The 16,182-nt window shown below is 57.9% G+C and carries 13 protein-coding genes; 7 read left to right on the forward strand and 6 right to left on the reverse strand.

All coding sequences use genetic code 11. The features are described from left to right. Positions 1–53 precede the first annotated feature (53 nt). Together IPK32_10505 and IPK32_10510 are read right to left on the reverse strand one after the other, a co-directional pair. On the reverse strand, positions 54–1,892 hold the full coding sequence (locus IPK32_10505) for an efflux RND transporter periplasmic adaptor subunit (protein ID MBK8092379.1): 1,839 nt from the start codon (positions 1,890–1,892) through the stop codon (positions 54–56). Then, positions 1,889–3,574 (reverse strand): TolC family protein, encoded by a 1,686-nt coding sequence (locus tag IPK32_10510; protein MBK8092380.1) that lies wholly within the window; start codon positions 3,572–3,574, stop codon positions 1,889–1,891. The genes IPK32_10505 and IPK32_10510 overlap by 4 nt, the downstream gene beginning before the upstream one ends. Before the next feature lie 167 nt (positions 3,575–3,741). Between IPK32_10510 and IPK32_10515 the strand changes: the two genes are divergently transcribed. The 3 genes from IPK32_10515 (at position 3,742) to IPK32_10525 (ending at position 8,179) form a co-directional block, all read left to right on the forward strand. Beyond that, a complete protein-coding gene (locus tag IPK32_10515) occupies positions 3,742–4,350 on the forward strand; it encodes a class I SAM-dependent methyltransferase (GenBank protein MBK8092381.1) in 609 nt (202 codons plus the stop codon). Between the two features lie 170 nt (positions 4,351–4,520). Beyond that, positions 4,521–4,907, forward strand: a complete 387-nt coding sequence (locus IPK32_10520) for a BlaI/MecI/CopY family transcriptional regulator (protein MBK8092382.1) — start codon at positions 4,521–4,523, stop codon at positions 4,905–4,907. Further along, positions 4,904–8,179 (forward strand): carboxypeptidase regulatory-like domain-containing protein, encoded by a 3,276-nt coding sequence (locus IPK32_10525; protein ID MBK8092383.1) that lies wholly within the window; start codon positions 4,904–4,906, stop codon positions 8,177–8,179. The genes IPK32_10520 and IPK32_10525 overlap by 4 nt, the downstream gene beginning before the upstream one ends. A gap of 39 nt (positions 8,180–8,218) precedes the next feature. On the opposite strand, the gene IPK32_10530 is transcribed toward IPK32_10525, so the two are convergent. From IPK32_10530 to IPK32_10540, 3 genes are all read right to left on the reverse strand, one after another. After that, a complete protein-coding gene (locus IPK32_10530) occupies positions 8,219–9,388 on the reverse strand; it encodes a L,D-transpeptidase (protein ID MBK8092384.1) in 1,170 nt (389 codons plus the stop codon). Positions 9,389–9,506: 118 nt separating this feature from the next. After that, positions 9,507–10,451 carry an SDR family oxidoreductase gene (locus IPK32_10535; protein ID MBK8092385.1) on the reverse strand — a complete coding sequence of 315 codons (945 nt, stop codon included), beginning with the start codon at positions 10,449–10,451 and terminating at the stop codon, positions 9,507–9,509. Beyond that, entirely contained in the window at positions 10,448–11,743 is a 1,296-nt protein-coding gene (locus IPK32_10540) for a nucleotide sugar dehydrogenase (GenBank protein ID MBK8092386.1), read from the reverse strand. The genes IPK32_10535 and IPK32_10540 overlap by 4 nt, the downstream gene beginning before the upstream one ends. Before the next feature lie 200 nt (positions 11,744–11,943). Between IPK32_10540 and IPK32_10545 the strand changes: the two genes are divergently transcribed. From IPK32_10545 to IPK32_10555, 3 genes are read left to right on the forward strand one after another with little or no spacing between them, the layout of a single operon-like run. Next, positions 11,944–12,981 (forward strand): glycosyltransferase family 4 protein, encoded by a 1,038-nt coding sequence (locus IPK32_10545; GenBank protein ID MBK8092387.1) that lies wholly within the window; start codon positions 11,944–11,946, stop codon positions 12,979–12,981. Further along, entirely contained in the window at positions 12,978–13,406 is a 429-nt protein-coding gene (locus tag IPK32_10550; protein ID MBK8092388.1) for a hypothetical protein, read from the forward strand. Before IPK32_10545 ends, IPK32_10550 begins: the two co-directional genes overlap by 4 nt. Before the next feature lie 60 nt (positions 13,407–13,466). Next, entirely contained in the window at positions 13,467–13,823 is a 357-nt protein-coding gene (locus tag IPK32_10555) for a helix-hairpin-helix domain-containing protein (protein MBK8092389.1), read from the forward strand. A 14-nt stretch (positions 13,824–13,837) separates the two neighbouring features. Here IPK32_10555 and IPK32_10560 read toward each other — a convergent pair whose 3' ends face one another. Further along, positions 13,838–15,091 carry a competence/damage-inducible protein A gene (locus tag IPK32_10560; protein MBK8092390.1) on the reverse strand — a complete coding sequence of 418 codons (1,254 nt, stop codon included), beginning with the start codon at positions 15,089–15,091 and terminating at the stop codon, positions 13,838–13,840. 159 nt (positions 15,092–15,250) lie between these two features. Here IPK32_10560 and menA point away from each other — a divergent pair, with 159 nt between their 5' ends. Then, positions 15,251–16,141 (forward strand): 1,4-dihydroxy-2-naphthoate octaprenyltransferase, encoded by an 891-nt coding sequence (menA, locus tag IPK32_10565; protein MBK8092391.1) that lies wholly within the window; start codon positions 15,251–15,253, stop codon positions 16,139–16,141. Positions 16,142–16,182: the final 41 nt, after the last annotated feature.

Consider the following 16,182-nt stretch of genomic DNA (forward strand, 5'->3'; position numbering starts at 1 on the left):
CCTACGAGCCGCTTTGCGGCCTTGCGGCATCTTTTTCGGCTTGGAGAGGAGAATTACTCGCCCCCGGTTGCAGTGCCGCTTTCTTTGGCTGTGGGCTTCACAGCGCTGGCGGCGATGTTTTTATCCTTTTTGGCTTTTTTGGTCTCCGGGGCGGATTTTCCACCTGCGGCGGGGAGGCTGGCTGGGCTGTCGATTTCGGCTTTTTTCGGCAGTGAAATGGCGACGTTTTCTCCGGGTTGTAGTCCATCACGCACCTCGATGAATTCTTCGTTGAACTGGCCAGTGGTGATGGCGCGGCGTTGCAGGGCACCATCCGCACTGACGTAGCAGTAATGTTTGTCGTCTTGGTCCACTTCGATGGACTGCACGGGGACGTAGAGCACATCCGCGAGCTGGTTGATGATGATTTCGACTTTGGCGTTCATGCCAGGCTTGAGCCATGGGTGAAAGCCCTCGATATGCATGGTGGCGGGATAGACCTTCAAATTGGGCGTGTAGCGGCTGCTGCTGCTGTCTGGGAGAATGGCGAGCTCGGCGACTTTGCCTTGGAGCACTTTTCCGGGCTCTGCATCGACTCGGACGAGCACTGGTTGGCCGATGTGGACTTTTTTGACTTGGGATTCGTGGATGTTCACTTTGACGCCCATCTGGCTCATATCCGGTATGGTGAGGATGGTCTGGCGGAAGCGGACGCTGATGCCTTCTTCGATGCTGTTGTTGTAGTTGTAGGAGGAGGAGGCATTGAGATCACCGTAGGCGACGAGGCCTGGTTGAGTGGCTTTGATGACGCAGGCCTTGAGCTGGCGCTCCAAGTCATCACGCTGGGCGATTTCCATCTCATGGCGGCGCTTGGCCGTGTTGAAGCGTGTTTCGGATTGTGCCATGCGGCTGCGATTTTCACGGATGGTGCGTTGGAGCTTGTTGATGTCCTCGCGGTAGGCGGAGATGAGGGTGGAGCACTGTTTGTTGAACTCGTAGTTTTTGAAGAGGTGCAGATTGGTCTCTGCGGTCTTCACGGAGAGAGCTACTTTTTCATAAGTGACCTGATCGTTTTCGAGTTGGGCTTTGGTGATGTAGCCGCGGGAGTTGAGGCGGGTGGAGGCCTCCACTTTTTGTTGTGCGACGGCCAGCTCAGATTTGCGCACGAGTAGCTCGTCACCGAGCTGGCGGAGCTTCTGCTGGGCCTCACCGTCGCCAGCCGTTTTGGAGTCTAGGAATGCACTGAAGTCGATGATCGTGCTGGTGGGCTTGAGCGCGGGTGCAGGGGTGGATTTGGCGGCAGTTTTGGGTTTGCCAGCGTCTGGATCGACGGGTGTATCTGCCTGGGTTTCGAGCACGGCGGCGTATTTTTCAAAGTCAGCGGCGTTTTTGGGCAATCCTGCTTTTTGGAGGATCGCGGCGGTCACTTCTCGCCCGAGGTATTTCTCAAAATCCATGAGTGCAAAGATGGCGAGCTCTTTGGTAGCACGGACGAGGCTCTGGTTTTCACTCTTTTGGATTTCACGGGCCTGATCGGCGTCGATGTAGTTTGAGACAGTCGTTTGGAATTCGATCTCGTGTGTCTGGATGCGCTGTTTGACCTCGGTGTCATCGAGCTCGACGAGGACTTTGCTGCTTTTGACATCCTCGTCAGTGATAAGGTAGCCTTCGGGGATGAGGGAGAGGATTTTGGTGGGGATTTCGATCTCGGATTTGATCTCGAGATTCTGGAGGGCGCGGATTTCACCGCCCTGGAGCACATTGATGAGGAGGTCTCCACGCTCGACAGGGCGTGTAGGGATATCTGCGACACCCGCCGTGGAGGGGAAGAACCACGTCCACCCCATGTAAACAGCCGCCGCACTGAGGGCGGCGAGTGTGATCCAGGTTATGGTTTTTCCTTTCTTCATCATTTTCCCTTGGGTTTCTCGCGTTTTAATACGTCCACCCATGAACCATCTTTCTCAATAAAGAGAACTCCCATGTCCCGCCATAGCTGAAGTCGGGCGAGATTATGATTGATGCGGGTGGAGACCATGAGATCGCGGCTCGTATTTATGTCACGCTGGGCCTCGACGAGGTCGCGTGCGGTGCCTTGGCCGACAGCGGTGAATTCCTCTTCCGCCTGTAGGCGGCGCTGGCTGATCTCCATGCCCTTGAGGGCGAACTCGTACTGCTTGCGTGCTACTTCCAAGTCACGCCAGCGGGTGCGCACGTCGTTGCGGATTTGTTCCTCGGCGAGCTCGAGTTCACGGCGGGCACGCTGCTCAGCGATCATGGCGGCGCGGAGGTTGTTGCGCTCGGGTTTGAGATTGAGATTGAAGTCACTGGTGAGACCCACGGTGGCCCCGCGATTGCCGGTCTGGAGCTGGAAGTCATTGCGGTTCGGATCATCAAGGGTGCGCTGGGAGGCTATGATATTGAGCCCTGGTAGTGTATCCTGTTTGGCGATGAGGATCTTCCGCGTGGTATCCTCCACACGGTCGCGTTGATTCCAAAGGTCGAGCCTCGTCGTGAGGGCCGTCTGGAGTGCCTCATCGAGCGTGCCGGGTGGAGGCAGGATCTGGAGCGAGTCCAGGTCCTTGTAGTTCAGGACGATGCGCTCCGTCACTGGCAGGCCCAGAGTGATCTTTAGGTCATCAAGCTGCTGCTCGTAGTTGCGGATGGCGTTAATCCAGATGCGCTCAAAATTGAGCTGTGCCTGCAGGAGCTGACCGAGCGAGGAATAGGTGCCCTGGCCATTGGCGATCATCGTTTTTTGCCGCTCCACCGTGTTATTGAAGCTCAGGAAACCGAGGTGCGCATTCTTTGCTGTCTCGCGGCTCTGAATAGCACGGAAATACTGCGTGGCCACATCCACGGCGAAGGCCTTTCTTTGCTGCGTGAAGGCGCGGATGGCATAAAGAACGGAGCGCTCGCCCTGTGTCAGCGCCTCCGAAGCGGCAAGATAGCCGCCACCTCGCAGGAGCGGCTGCGTCAGGGTGAAAGCGAGCCGTGAATTCCCCGAGTCGAGTCCCCCGGTGATGAAGCGCACAAAGTCCGTCGTCAAATCCGCCGCCAATCGTGCCCCCGTGCGTGTGAGCATCCCCAGGCCGAAATCGCCACTGGTGGTCAGCGTGCCCGTATTCACCAGCGTATTGACCCCATTGGTGACTTTGGAACGGTCGAGCGTGCTAGCACCGCCGCCGCTGAAGATCGGCGTGTAATTTTGCCGTGTGAGAGTCAGATCCAGCGCGGCGAGATACACGACCTCCTTTTGCAAAAGGTAGCCCCGATTCCGATGCACCGCGAAATCCAGCGCATCTGCCAGCGAGATGACGCGGGCATCTTTCTCCACGTTGGCACGCTCGCCCAGGAAATCGACGGTTTTGCTGTTCTTCGTCAGCTTCGCCATATTCGCTGGCGGCGGTGGGGTGATGTCCATCAGGTGCTGACCAGAGTTCGGTACCTTGCTGGTCTTTTTCTTCAGCAGGCTAAAGACCTCCTTATCGGCCCAGGAGCGGTATTTTGCACCTGTGCAGCTGCACACCGCCACACAGACCACCGCGAGCAAAGCGGCGGATCGAAATGGGCGGGAAAGTGAGGGGAAAACCATGCAGCAACAAGGCCGCGCAGCCGAGCTGCGAGACGATTAATAGTTTGGGGGGGGGCGAAATTACGATCTGCTAGCCCCGATTCTATCCCGTATCTACGCACCACCAGAAACCATGCACGAGAGCCTTGCATAGGAGCAGCGCTTGCGTCTTAAAATCCCCCCCTCGCATGCACGACTCCCCCCTCATCACTCCGGCCAACAGCATCCAGCAGGATCTAGCACGGCTACGCACGATGTTGCGCGAGTCGCTAGAGCCACATGTGCCCGCTCAGCGCCAAGACATGCGCATCCTCAATCTCGCCTGTGGCCGCTGTGACGAGGCAGAGACACTCATCCAGACCGGCAGCGAGCTCGCGCAAGGCGGCGCAGTGCAGATGGTGGGCGCAGACATCCGCATCCGCGAAATCCGCCAGGCACGGGAAAACCACGCCAGCCTGCCAGCCGAGTTCCTCATCGAAGATGCCACCCAGATCAGCCGCCACAAAGAAATCGGCGACGACTTCAATCTAGTCTTCCTGCGCCACCAGAATTTCTGGCACGGACAGGACCTGTGGAAAAAAATCTTCGACCAAGGCATCGCCAAGCTGCGTCCAGACGGCATGCTCGTCATCACCAGCTACTTTGATGTCGAGCACCGACTCGCCCTACGTGCCCTAGAGGCTCTGGGCATGGAAGTCGTCAGCAACAAGCGCAACAAAGCCAGCCGCGCCCTCCAAGATGCCCCCGGCAAATCCGTGGACCGCTGGATCGCAGTGCTGCGCCGTAGGGAACAATAAAACGCACCCTCCTCAGAGGCCTGTGAGTGCGACCAGAGGCCGCCGCTTGTCGTCAACGTGCAGCAACAGTAAGCCGTGTTTATGGTAGGTTGGGCCGAAGCGGCCTTGTGTTGAAATATCAACACATAGTCCTTGACGGTTTTTCTATGTGTTGATAATTCAACACATCTATGTGGGACAGCAAAGCCTCCAAAAATGTCAGCCGGCGGGAACGCCAGGTGCTGGAAATCGTCATGCGGCGTGGCACGGCCACCGCCCGCGAAATCGAAGAGGACTTGCCTGATGCGCCGACGTATTCGGCGGTGAGGTCGATCCTGCGACTGCTGATCGAGAAGGAGCTGCTCGTGAAGACGCTCAATGGCCGCACCGACGAGTACACGCTGCCCATGCCAGCCGAGAAAGCACGCGTGAAGGCGCTGCACCAAATGGTGCATGATTTTTTCTCCAACTCCGTCGGCGCAGCCGCCATGGCGCTGCTCGGCGACCGTAAATCCAAACTCTCCAAAGAGGAAGCCGATGAACTCATGAAACTCATCCAGGAGGCCCGCGAAAAATGAACCCCTTCTACACTTTCATCCACACTTGGCTGATCGGCGGCCTCACTTATCCGGCACTGACTTTCCTGCTCAGCGCTGCACTGAAAAGCAGCGCCATCGTGGTCTTCACTCTCGGCCTCACCGTCGTGATGCGGCGTAAGCCCGCGCTCGCTCGGCTTTGGGCATGGCGTGCCTGTGTCGCTTCCTTGCTCGGCGTGTTGCTCTGGGGCCTAGCTCCATCATGGCTAGATTCTTGGCGCATGGATGTGCATGTCTATCCGACACGCCTGATGTCGCAGACGGTCAAACAAGCGCAATCCCTCGACATCTTGGGCAACGAGACAGCGACACAGCCGCCGGTCATTTTGCCGCTGGCACCGCTGCTCGCGTATCGTGATGCAAACGAGATAGCCGTGCCGCTCACGGCGATGCGGAAAGGCTGGATGATCGAGATCGAGGAACGTGTCTTCCACGTCTGGTGGAGCGTGGCGTTGCTCCTGCTCGCGTGGCGGGTGTTTCGGGCTATGTGCGGCCATTTTTGGCTGCGGCGGCATTCAGAGGAGTTCTTGAATGGCACGGAGCATCGATTGGTGCGCGGATTGATGTCACCTGTGGTTACAGGCTGGCGAAAAGCACAAATTTGGCTGCCAACTGAAGCGGCGCAGTGGCATGTGGCGAAACTGCGTGCCGTAGTCCTGCATGAGATGGCGCATCACGCACGGCATGATGCCACGTGGCAGTGGCTCGGCTGGTTCACCACCGCTGTTTGGTGGTGGAATCCGCTCGCTTGGCTAGCACTGAGCCGCCTGACTGCCGAGGCCGAGCTGAGCGCGGATGAGAGTGCATTACAGCAAAACATAACCGCCACGGATTACGCTCAGGTACTGGTAGAGATTGCTGCTGGCAGTGAGCTGGGAACACCTGCGGCCGGTGTGGCTATGCTGGGACGCGGAGGCGTAAAAAATCGCGTAAAGTCGCTTTTGCGCGGCGTGGGCCGATCCAGCGTTTTTGACTTCAAAGCCCGATTTGCTCTTCTTTTGGTCGGATTCGCCGCTGTGATGGCCGCAGGCGTGGAAGTGCGGCATGTTTATCAGAAGGAAAAACCAACCGATCCGCTCACGGAGGCAGAAAAAGCCCTCGTCGAGCGTGCGCTGGCCATTCTGGAGACTCAAGTAACAAAACTCGCCCGCGTGCATGTGAAGCTCACTGAGTCCTGGAGCGTCGAAGGCAAAGAACCGAAAAGCAGCCCACGTCCCAGCGTGATCGAGGCATGGGTGGATGCGCCAGCCAAGCAATCTCGGGCAGAATATCGCCCCCGCGTCACTGAATGGAATGCGGGTGCTGCTCCCTGGTATATCAAAGACGAAACCGAGGCCACGGATGGCCTGCGAGGCTGGAGCTATGAAGGCACTGAAACCGATGAAGTTCGCTTCAGCAAAGATCCCAGCTTTGCATTTTTCTCGTTTTGGGAGAGCGGTTCAAATAGCCGCGAGCTGTTGATCTCCTTGCAGCAAATGAAGTCCAGCGGCAGCAAAAAATTTTCTCTTTCGAGCTTTCTCATTCGCGAAACAGAAGGTCGCATCCAGATCGAACGCAGAGCCAGCCAGCATCCCAAAAACGAGCTTTGGGAAATCGACACGGAAAAGCGTGGGCTGGTTCTGTATCGTGAAACATTCCCCAATCGCCCCGAGCCGTATTCAAGTGAATGGTCGGTTCTCGCGTGGGGATCGCTAAATGACGGCACGCCTTATCCTGCCCGCAGAGAGCAAAAAAATCACTCTAGCGATGGTTTGGACACCTACACGCGACAGGTGAATTCGATCGAGACGATTCCTAGCATTCCGCCTGTGATGCTGGCTCCTCCCGAGAAAGCAGACTCACACTTTGTCTCCAAAGACGGTGTGCACCGACACGGCGAGTGGCTGGAAGCGCGGTTTGTTCATGCGAAGACGGGAAAATCGGTGCCGGAGGTGAAGGTGCATTTTGCTATTAACCAAGCAGAGCGCACCGAGCTTATCAGCGATGCCAATGGCGTGCTGCGCCTCCCGCTCCCGAAGGATGAAGTCAGATATTTGCGCTACTGGGGCATGAAGCCGGGTTTTGTGATGCAGTCCGTGCAATGGCGTCGCTACGGCGATCCGCTGAATCTGCCGGAAACCTATGAAACGAAGCTCTTTCCGGCCGGGAAGCCGATTGGGGGCATAATTGCCGATGTAGCGGGCAAGCCGGTACAGGGAGCCAAAGTATTCATCTTTCACACTGGCGGTGAAAGGACTTGGGGCGTCTTTGCGGACATTCATGCAAACACGGATCGCTACACTGCCACAGATGCGCAGGGGAAATGGTCGATGAAAGGATTCCCGGAGGATTTGAGCGGATTGAGCATTCGGGTGGAGCATCCGAAATACAAGCGGGTATCCATCGGCTATGAAATGGCGAGCGGTCAGCCTTTGGAATCGCTGCGGGATGGCACCAGTCGCATTGTCTTGAAATCCGATGGCCTAGAAGTGGGCGGCGTGATCTCGGATACGAATGGTAAGCCGATTCCGAACTGCTCGGTGACTATCACGGAAGACAAAAATGGCCGCTTTGATGAGCCAAACGCGAAAACCGATGCCACTGGCCGTTTCGCGGTGCTGATGCACGAGGCCGGTAAAGAGTGGTTCACCTTCGAGGCACCCGGATTTGCACCGCAGATGGTGGAGCTCGATGTGAATGCCGAGTCGGTGAAAAGACTGGTGGTGGTCACGTTGCAGCCCGCTGCGGTTTTCAAAGCCAAGGTGGTCAATGAGGCCGGCAAGCCGATGTCTGGCGTGCGCATGATCGCGGATCGCTGGCAAGAGAAGCGCACGCTATGGTTTGAGGGCGTTACCGATGTTGAAGGCCGCCTAGAATGGGCTGGAGCACCACCGGATACCGTGAAGTGGACTTTGCTGAGTTCGGATCGAGTGCTGCGTGACCTGCCGCTCGTCGCTGGTGCCAAGGAGCACACGGTGGTGCTGCGTCCGGCGCTGCGTTTCACTGGCACGGTGGTGGATGTAGAGACGGGACTGCCGCTGAATACCTTCCAAGTCACTCCCGGCGACTCCGGGCGGAACTCGTCGGACATTTATTGGCTGGATCGGGATATACAGACCTTCCATGATGGACAATTCACGCTCGATAGCGAGTGGATGCGCTTTGAGCACAAGCTGCGCATCAGCGCGGAGGGCTATGAGCCGTTTGAGACAGCGCTTTTCACGCCACGGCAGCAGACAGAGGCGCTGACGGTAAAATTATCCAAGCTCAAGTGAGGGGCTGTGCGGCTTGTTGGATGGCACAGATTGCCTGGGTCAGTTGTAGCCAGGGAGGAAGTAGGTCTGTCCGCGTGGGGCGGGAATGGCTTTTTTGACGGTGACTTTGGGGACTTTGGCGGGCTTGGGGGCTTTCGGAGTGGTCTTTTGGGGGCTGCCGAACCAGGTGGAACTGCTGCTGGAGCCGGATTGGGATGCGAGACTGGCGAGCGGCTTGTAGGTGATGAGCTGCGGCTCGGGGGCTGCTGCTGGGAGTGGGGCTGGGGCGGCGGCTTTTGGTGGTGGAGGGGGAATTGTGCCGAATCGCGGCGTGGCTGGTGCGGAGGCTATGCTGATCGGCTTGGGATCTGGGCTTCCAAGGTAGCGTGTGCCTGTAGGGCTGGCTGGCGCAGTTTTTTCTTTTGCTTCGGAGGAGGTGGTGCCTCCGAGGAGGCCACTCCAGATGGAGGGGGTGTTGGTGGTGGTGGTGTCGGGCTTGGTGGCTGCGATTTGGGTCTTTTTCGGCGCGGGTGGTGGTGCGGGCTCTCCGAGTGCGACTCGGCCGCGGGCTAGATGGGCTGTGCTATCATCGCTGGGCGCGAGGACGATGTCTTCTGGCCGTAGTTTTTGGGGGACGGGCAGGTAGGTGGTGAGATGGCCGTCTGGTGGATCGCCGATGATCTCCACTGGGGTGCCATGAGGTGTGGCATGGTAAAAAATGGCGGCCATTCGTGAGGGCAGGCGGATGCAGCCATGGGAGGCCGGATAACCGGGTAGGTAGCCCTCATGCATGCCGATGGCTCCTGTGACACGCATGAAGCTGCGCATGCTGGCACCGAGAAAGCGGGTGCCTGGAGGTGGTACATCGCTGCGCACATCGACATCACTCTCCACGATGCGTCCATCTGGTGTGACAAAGGAGCCGTAGAGTGAGGAGCGGTGATCGGCGTCCTTTTCCATGATGCGATAGGTGCCTCGGACGGTGCCGTGCCCCTCCCGCCCGGATGAAATGGGTGCCGCGCCGACGAGGGTGCCACCTTTGTAGTAGCGGACGATTTGGCGACTCAGGTCGATGACGATCTTGGGGCTGCCACTGACGCGGTCGCCGATCCAGTATCCCTGGGCGGTGACGTCCTCGCCGATCTGTGGCGATGAGCAGGAAGTGAGCGCGGCGGCGGCGACTGCGGCGGCAGCGAGGAGGCGCAAGACGGAAAGGGAGGGGGACTGCATTTCAGTGCGCATCTTGTTCCGAGGTCTGCACTTTCGGCAAGAAAGAAAAACGCGCAACTCACGCCAGGGCGGCAGGCACAGAGGTGGTGGGCACCCAAAGGTAGGGCCGGAGTCAAAATCAACCTTGCTGGCGATAAAACTCCAAGGTGCGTGCCAGGCCTTCTTCCCAGCTCACTGTGACCTTGTAGCCCAGTGCCTCATGTGCTGCGCGGATGTCTGCCAGTGAATGTAGGATGTCACCCATGCGTGCGGGATGGAATTCAGGCTTCAATTGCTGCCCAGTCAGAGCATTGAGGTCCTCGACCAGCTTCAAAAGGCCAATGCTACGGCCCGTAGCTACATTGAAGATCTTACCCGCTGCTTTCTCCGCCGGAGCTTCGGCCGCGAGCAGGTTCGCGCTCACGGCATTTGTCACGTAGGTGAAGTCGCGACCTTGGGAGCCATCACCGAAGATGATTGGTGCTTTGCCCTGGAGCATCAGCGTGCAAAATTTCGCGATCACGCCGGAGTAGGGCGAATCAAAGGCCTGCCGAGGACCGAAGATGTTGAAGTAACGTAGCGCCACGGTCTCAAAGCCGTAGAGCTGGTAGAAAAGCTGGGCATAGCGCTCACCTCCGTATTTTTGCAAAGCATACGGGGACAGTGGTGCTGGCGGTAGTGTCTCGACTTTTGCTGGAGCGTCGGAGTTTCCGTAAATGGAGGATGAGGACGCAAACATCAGTCGCTTCACATTAGCATCACGGGCAGCGATCAGGACATTGAGAGTGCCTTGGAGGTTGTGGTCATTGCTTTCATGTGGCGAGGCTACGCTGCGTGGCACGGAAGGCAGCGCACCTTGGTGAAAGACCCAGTCCACACCGGGCATGAGCTTCGCAAGCAGTGCCGTATCTCGGATGTCTCCTTCGACGAGGTCGATCTGGTCCCCTGGCTGCTTCCAGGCGAGATTTGCAGCATTTCCGAGGCTCAAATTGTCCAGGACGATAACGCTAGCTCCGCGACGGCAAAGCGCCTCTGTGATGTGTGAACCGATGAATCCGGCTCCGCCGGTAACGAGTACCTTCATGCTTTGTAGTAGTGCTTTTGGCCTTTCATGGCCTTGCCGAGTGCGTTGCGGCTATCGACCACGATTTTGGCCTTTTGGGCGATCAAAGACCAATCCACCGCCTGATGGTGCGTCGCGACCAAAACAAGGTCGTAGCCGGTAATGGCATCTGCGGTCAATTCGACGCTTTTGCGGCCTGCGAAGTGAGCGTGCTCGCGGGAGGGTCTGATCACGGGCACATGCGGATCATGGTAGGCGACCACTGCGCCTTGCTTCTCTAGCATTTCCCACAGCACGTAGGCTGGGCTTTCGCGATCATCATCCACATTCGCCTTGTAGGCGATCCCGATCATGAGGATGCGGCTGCCACGGATCGTCTGCCGCGTATCCGCCAGCGCCTCTGCTACACGTTGGATGACGTAAGCCGGCATGGCGGTGTTGATTTCACCCACTAGCTCGATGAAACGCGTCTCCTGCCCGTACTCGCGGGCTTTCCAGGTGAGGTAGAAAGGATCGATGGGGATGCAGTGCCCGCCCAGACCTGGACCGGGGTAAAAAGGCATGAATCCAAAAGGTTTCGTCTTTGCCGCATCAATCACATCCCAAATGTCGATCCCCATGGCCGCATAGACGACCTTGAGTTCGTTCACCATGGCGATGTTGACCGCGCGGAAGATGTTCTCGGTCAATTTAACCGCTTCAGCTACGCGGCAGCTTTCAACGGGAACCAGGGTTTGAATCGCACGGCCATACACCGCTAGTGCATGCTCCCGGCAGGCTGGAGTGAGCCCACCGACGATCTTTGGGATGTGCGCTACATCGCTTTGCGGATTACCGGGATCTTCGCGTTCGGGTGAAAAGGCTAGGTGAAAGTCTTCCCCCGCCTTGAGGCCGCTTCCACTCTCTAAAATCTCACGCAACTCTGTATCCGTGGTGCCTGGATAGGTCGTGGACTCCAGCACTACGAGCTGTCCCCGCAGCAGGTGCGGGGCGATGGCGCGGCCTGTATTCAAAACATAAGTGAGGTCAGGATCACGATGCTTGGCCAGCGGTGTAGGCACGCAGATGATAATCGCCTCGCACTCCTGCACGCGGGCGAAGTCTGTCGTCGCCGCAAAACGCCCCGCATTCCGCTGCGCCTTCACCGCCTCTGCTGGGATGTGCAGGATGTAACTTTCACCTGCATTGAGTGCGTCCGTCTTCACGCTGTCGATATAAAAACCCAGCACCGTGCTACACGAACGGGCGAACTGGAGGCTAAGGGGCAGCCCCACATAACCGAGACCGGTGATGCCGATGGTGGATGACATCATGCAATGAAAAAGAAAAGAGTAAAAGAAGGATATGAAGTCAGCATGAGGCCCTAGCGAGAACTTTTTGCCAAAAAGCTGCTTTATTTCAGGTGGTGTGTGGCAAAAGGGACGCGATGCCCGCAACGTTTTTTTCCCACCGCCCTTGGCGCATCGTTCACTCGGAAGCCTCCCTCGGTTGGGGAGGACAGGAGCACCGTGTGATGGCCGAGTTGCGAGGGTTTCAGAGGCGCGGCTGTCAGGTGTCTCTGGTGGCTCCATCCCAGAGCCAGATTTATCTGCGGGCGGAAAAGGAGGGTATTCCAGTGCTAGCGCAGCGCTTTGACCAGCGTGCGCTGCTGCCATTTTACATCATGAAAATGGCGAGATGGCTGTACAAGAATCGCATCGAGATCGTCAATCCGCATAGCTCGCGAGATGGATGGCTCCTGGGGCTGGCCGCACGAATCGCTCGTGTGCCGCTGCTCATTCGGAGTCGTCATATCGACGTCAGTTACCCGAATCCTGCGGTGAGTCGGCATGCGTTCACCACATTCGCTGATCATGTGCTGACGACGAGCCAGAAGATCACCGACCATTTTCAGGACATCTTCCAGCTCACTGCTGACCACATCACCACACTGCCCACAGGCATTGATGTGGAGAGATTTCATCCACAGGGCACGCGGGCGGAGCTGCCAGTGCAGCGCGGGCCAGATGCCCCTCCAGTGATCGGTATGGTTTCGGTGCTCCGTTCTTGGAAGGGGCATTCTCTCTTTTTTGATACCATCCGGCTCCTACGTGGCCTGGGGAAGAATTATCAATTCATCGTCGTCGGTGGTGGTGCTCCCATGGAGCGCTATACAGAAATGGCTCGTCATCATGGTGTAGAAGATGCGGTGCGCTTCACGGGACATTTGGAGAATGTGCCAGAGGTGCTCCGTGCACTCGATGTACTGTGCATCCCTTCTCTAAAACATGAGGGGGTGCCGCAGATCGGCCTCCAAGCTCTCGCTTGCGGCACCGCTGTCGTTGGTAGTGAATGTGGCGGTATCCCAGAAATCATCCAGGAGGGGAAGACGGGTCGCATTTTCCCCATCGGGGATGCTGAGGCATTTGCTAAGCGGATCATCGAGGCTGTGGAGCAGCCTACTGAGACGCAACGCATGATCCAGGCGGGTCGAGTGATGGTGGAGACACATCACAGTCTCGATGTGATGCTCGATCGACTAGAGGACATTTATCGCCGCCACCTAGCATGAGTGAAAATCTGCAACGTGACACCGCTGGGCGGCTTTTGCTGGCCTGGGCGGTGCTTTTCACCGCGCTGGTGGTGCTGGCGTGGCGAGTCCATCTACATCCTGCGGATTATGAATGGACGGAGTATCCCACTGCACTAGGGGATACGGCTTATTACAGCGTGCTCGGCCCTGAGGATGATCGTTATGATCCAAATCTGAAGTTTCATGGCCAGGAAGAGGGGCTTTATCGGCGTGCGGAGCAGCCTCAGAGCTACGATGATGCGATCATGTTTAAATTAGCACGCGAGTCGGGAGGGCGCTGCCATGTGTATAAGCCAGTGACCGCCGAGCGAGACGCCAAGCCGCCTGTGTATCTCAAAGTAGCCGATAATAGCTACATCGAGTTCGGCGCGAAAAAGTACTATCGGCCTTACGAGCCCAAATGAGGCGCTCAACGATCGTTTTTGATTTTTGGAGCGTCCTCGTCGAAAGATGCGCTCCATCCTATGAGCGAAGCCATTCAAAAACTGATCGAAGAACGTAAGCAACGAAGCGCGGCAGAGGCCCGCACGCAGCGCCTGCTGCTCATAGGTGGCGCGGTGCTGCTGGTCCTAGTGGTGCTCTTTTTGCTGTGGCGCGGTCAGGCTCGTCCTGTGAATCCCAATTCTGCCACGCGTGAGCAGATCATGACCCTGGCAGAGGTGGGACCGGAAATCGCCGATCGGATCATCAAAGAGCGCCCATTCAAAGACGCAGAGGATATGGAAAAACGAGTCAAGGGCATCGGCCCGAAGACGCTGGAGCAGATGAAAAAGCAGCTCGACTTCAATGGCGATGGTGTGGCGGATTGCTGCCCGCCGTGATGGACGAATCGGCGCTATTTTTCCGCAGGCAGGTCAAATAGACGGCGGCGGAGCAAATCGAGCGCAGCCTGGGAAGTGAGCAGTTTAAAGCGATCTCTCGCTCCTGGGTAAAAGCGGCGCACGGCCCATGTGCTGGCATTTTTCGATGCCAAACCGATCCACACAGTGCCGACAGGCTTCTCCTCCGTGCCGCCCGTCGGGCCGGCGATCCCGGTCACAGCGAGAGCGTGATCTGCCCCACTCTGGCGCAAGGCACCCTCCGCCATCGCACGGACGACCTGCTCACTGACTGCGCCGTGTGTGGCGATGCAGTCTGGATCGACTCCGAGGTGCCGCTCCTTCGCCTCATTGGCATAAGTGACCCAACCGTGGCCGAAAACACGCGAGGAGCCACTGATGTCGGTCACGCGGCTAGCAATGGTGCCGCCCGTGCAGGACTCGGCAGTAGAAAGAGTTTCCCCCCGCTCACTCAAGCGTCCGACGATGACCTCCTCGATGATACGCCTGTCCTCAGAAACGATGCAACTTCCCAGAGCTGCCCGTACGATATCCGCGCCTGAATCGACGGCACTCTTACTGCCTGCGAGTCGCACATCGACATCCCCATTGCGGATGCAGTAGCCGAGGTCCAGCCCAGGGATGGCCTCGAGCTTTTTTTCCACCGCCTCGACGATCTCCGACTCACCCACGCCTGTGATTTTCAGATACAAAACGCAGCGCAGGGCTCCATCCGGCAACCAATCGCGGAGACGGGGCTCCACTTCGTGCTCCAGCATCGGCTTTAGCTCACGCGGCGGGCCTGGGAGGAGGAAAATGTGTGTATTCCATCCGAGCGGTGTCCCCAGTGAGGCTGGGAAAAAAAGGCCCGGTGCGGTGCCGAGAGGATTCGGCAAAACGACCGCGCCGCGTGGGACCATAGCTTGGCGCTTGTTGGACTCACTGAGCACTTTGCCACGCTTTGCGAAATAGTTGGTGAGATGGGCGAGAACGGTCTCATCTGGCTCGAGCGGGAGACTCAGAAGCTCGGCGGTGGATTCCCGCGTGAGGTCGTCATTGGTAGGTCCCAGGCCGCCGGAAACCAGGACCACATCAGAGCGCTCTGCTGCCTCTGCGATGGCGACACGGATGACTGCGCCATCGGGCACGATGGTCTGCCGAGCGACCTGAATGCCCAGAGCAGCGAGGCGCTGGCCGATCCAGGCGGCATTCGTGTTCACAGTGTCGCCGAGGAGGAGTTCCGTGCCGGTATTGACGAGTTCGACTCTCATAAATGGGGTGCGGAGGCCTGTATCGAGCCGGAGGGAAAGGGCAATTGGTTCTCAGCACCACGGCGGCACAATAAAGTTCGCCCTTCCTGCTCGGAGTTGGAGGGGGGGATTTCTTTTTATGCTTACTTTTTGTAAACTGCGAGATAAATGACGGTGCCTATGATGAGCATCATCTTTGATTGGATCGCCGCCGCTCGGCCGAAGACGCTCGGAGCCGCCCTGGCTCCGGTGGCGGTGGGGTGTGCATTGGCGCAGCGGATCAGCGGCAGCCTGAGTTGGCGACTCGCTTTCTTTACACTGGCCGCTTGTTTGGCGTTGCAGATCGCGACGAATTTTTTCAATGACCTGCTGGATGCTCAAAAAGGTGCAGACACGAGAGCCCGCCTGGGGCCACAGCGAATGACGGCGACAGGCGTGATCGGTGTTTCGACCATGCGGATAGCGGCTTGGGGCACGTTGGTCTTGGCGGCGGTGTTATCCCTGCCGCTCATCGAGGCTCGTGGGATGCCCATTCTCTTCATTGGGCTGCCGTCCCTGTATTTTTGCTTTGGCTACACGGGTGGCCCATTGCCCCTGGCCTACCACGGTCTGGGGGAGTTGTTTGTGATTTTATTCTTCGGTTTCATCGCCGTGATCGGCACTGCTTTTGTGCAGACAGGTGAGTGGTTTCTCGATGCATTGGCCGCAGGGGCACAAATCGGCTGCTTGAGCACGGTACTCATCGCCATCAATAATTTACGTGATGTCGAGGAAGACACCCGCAGTGACAAACGGACGCTCGCTGTTCGATTTGGCGTGCCTTTTGCGCGGTGGGAGGTGGTGGTGCTCATCCTCGCGGCACACGCCTTTGGCTGTCATTGGTTCGCCCATGGGTGGGAGCGTGCGTTCACTCTGCCGCTGCTGACGCTGCCCATCGGTCTATTCATCACGTGGCGCATCCTGGTGGAGCCGCCCAGCCGTGGGCATAATCGCCTCCTGGCCCTGAGCGGGATACAGCTCCTGCTTTTCGCGGCGCTGCTTTGCTGGGGTATTGTGAGCAGTCCTTTGTGAGATGGTCAGAAGTTTATGGCGCGGATATCCGTTATCCCGGC

This window comes from Verrucomicrobiaceae bacterium (genome assembly GCA_016713035.1).
In the GTDB taxonomy this organism is placed as follows: domain Bacteria; phylum Verrucomicrobiota; class Verrucomicrobiia; order Verrucomicrobiales; family Verrucomicrobiaceae; genus Prosthecobacter.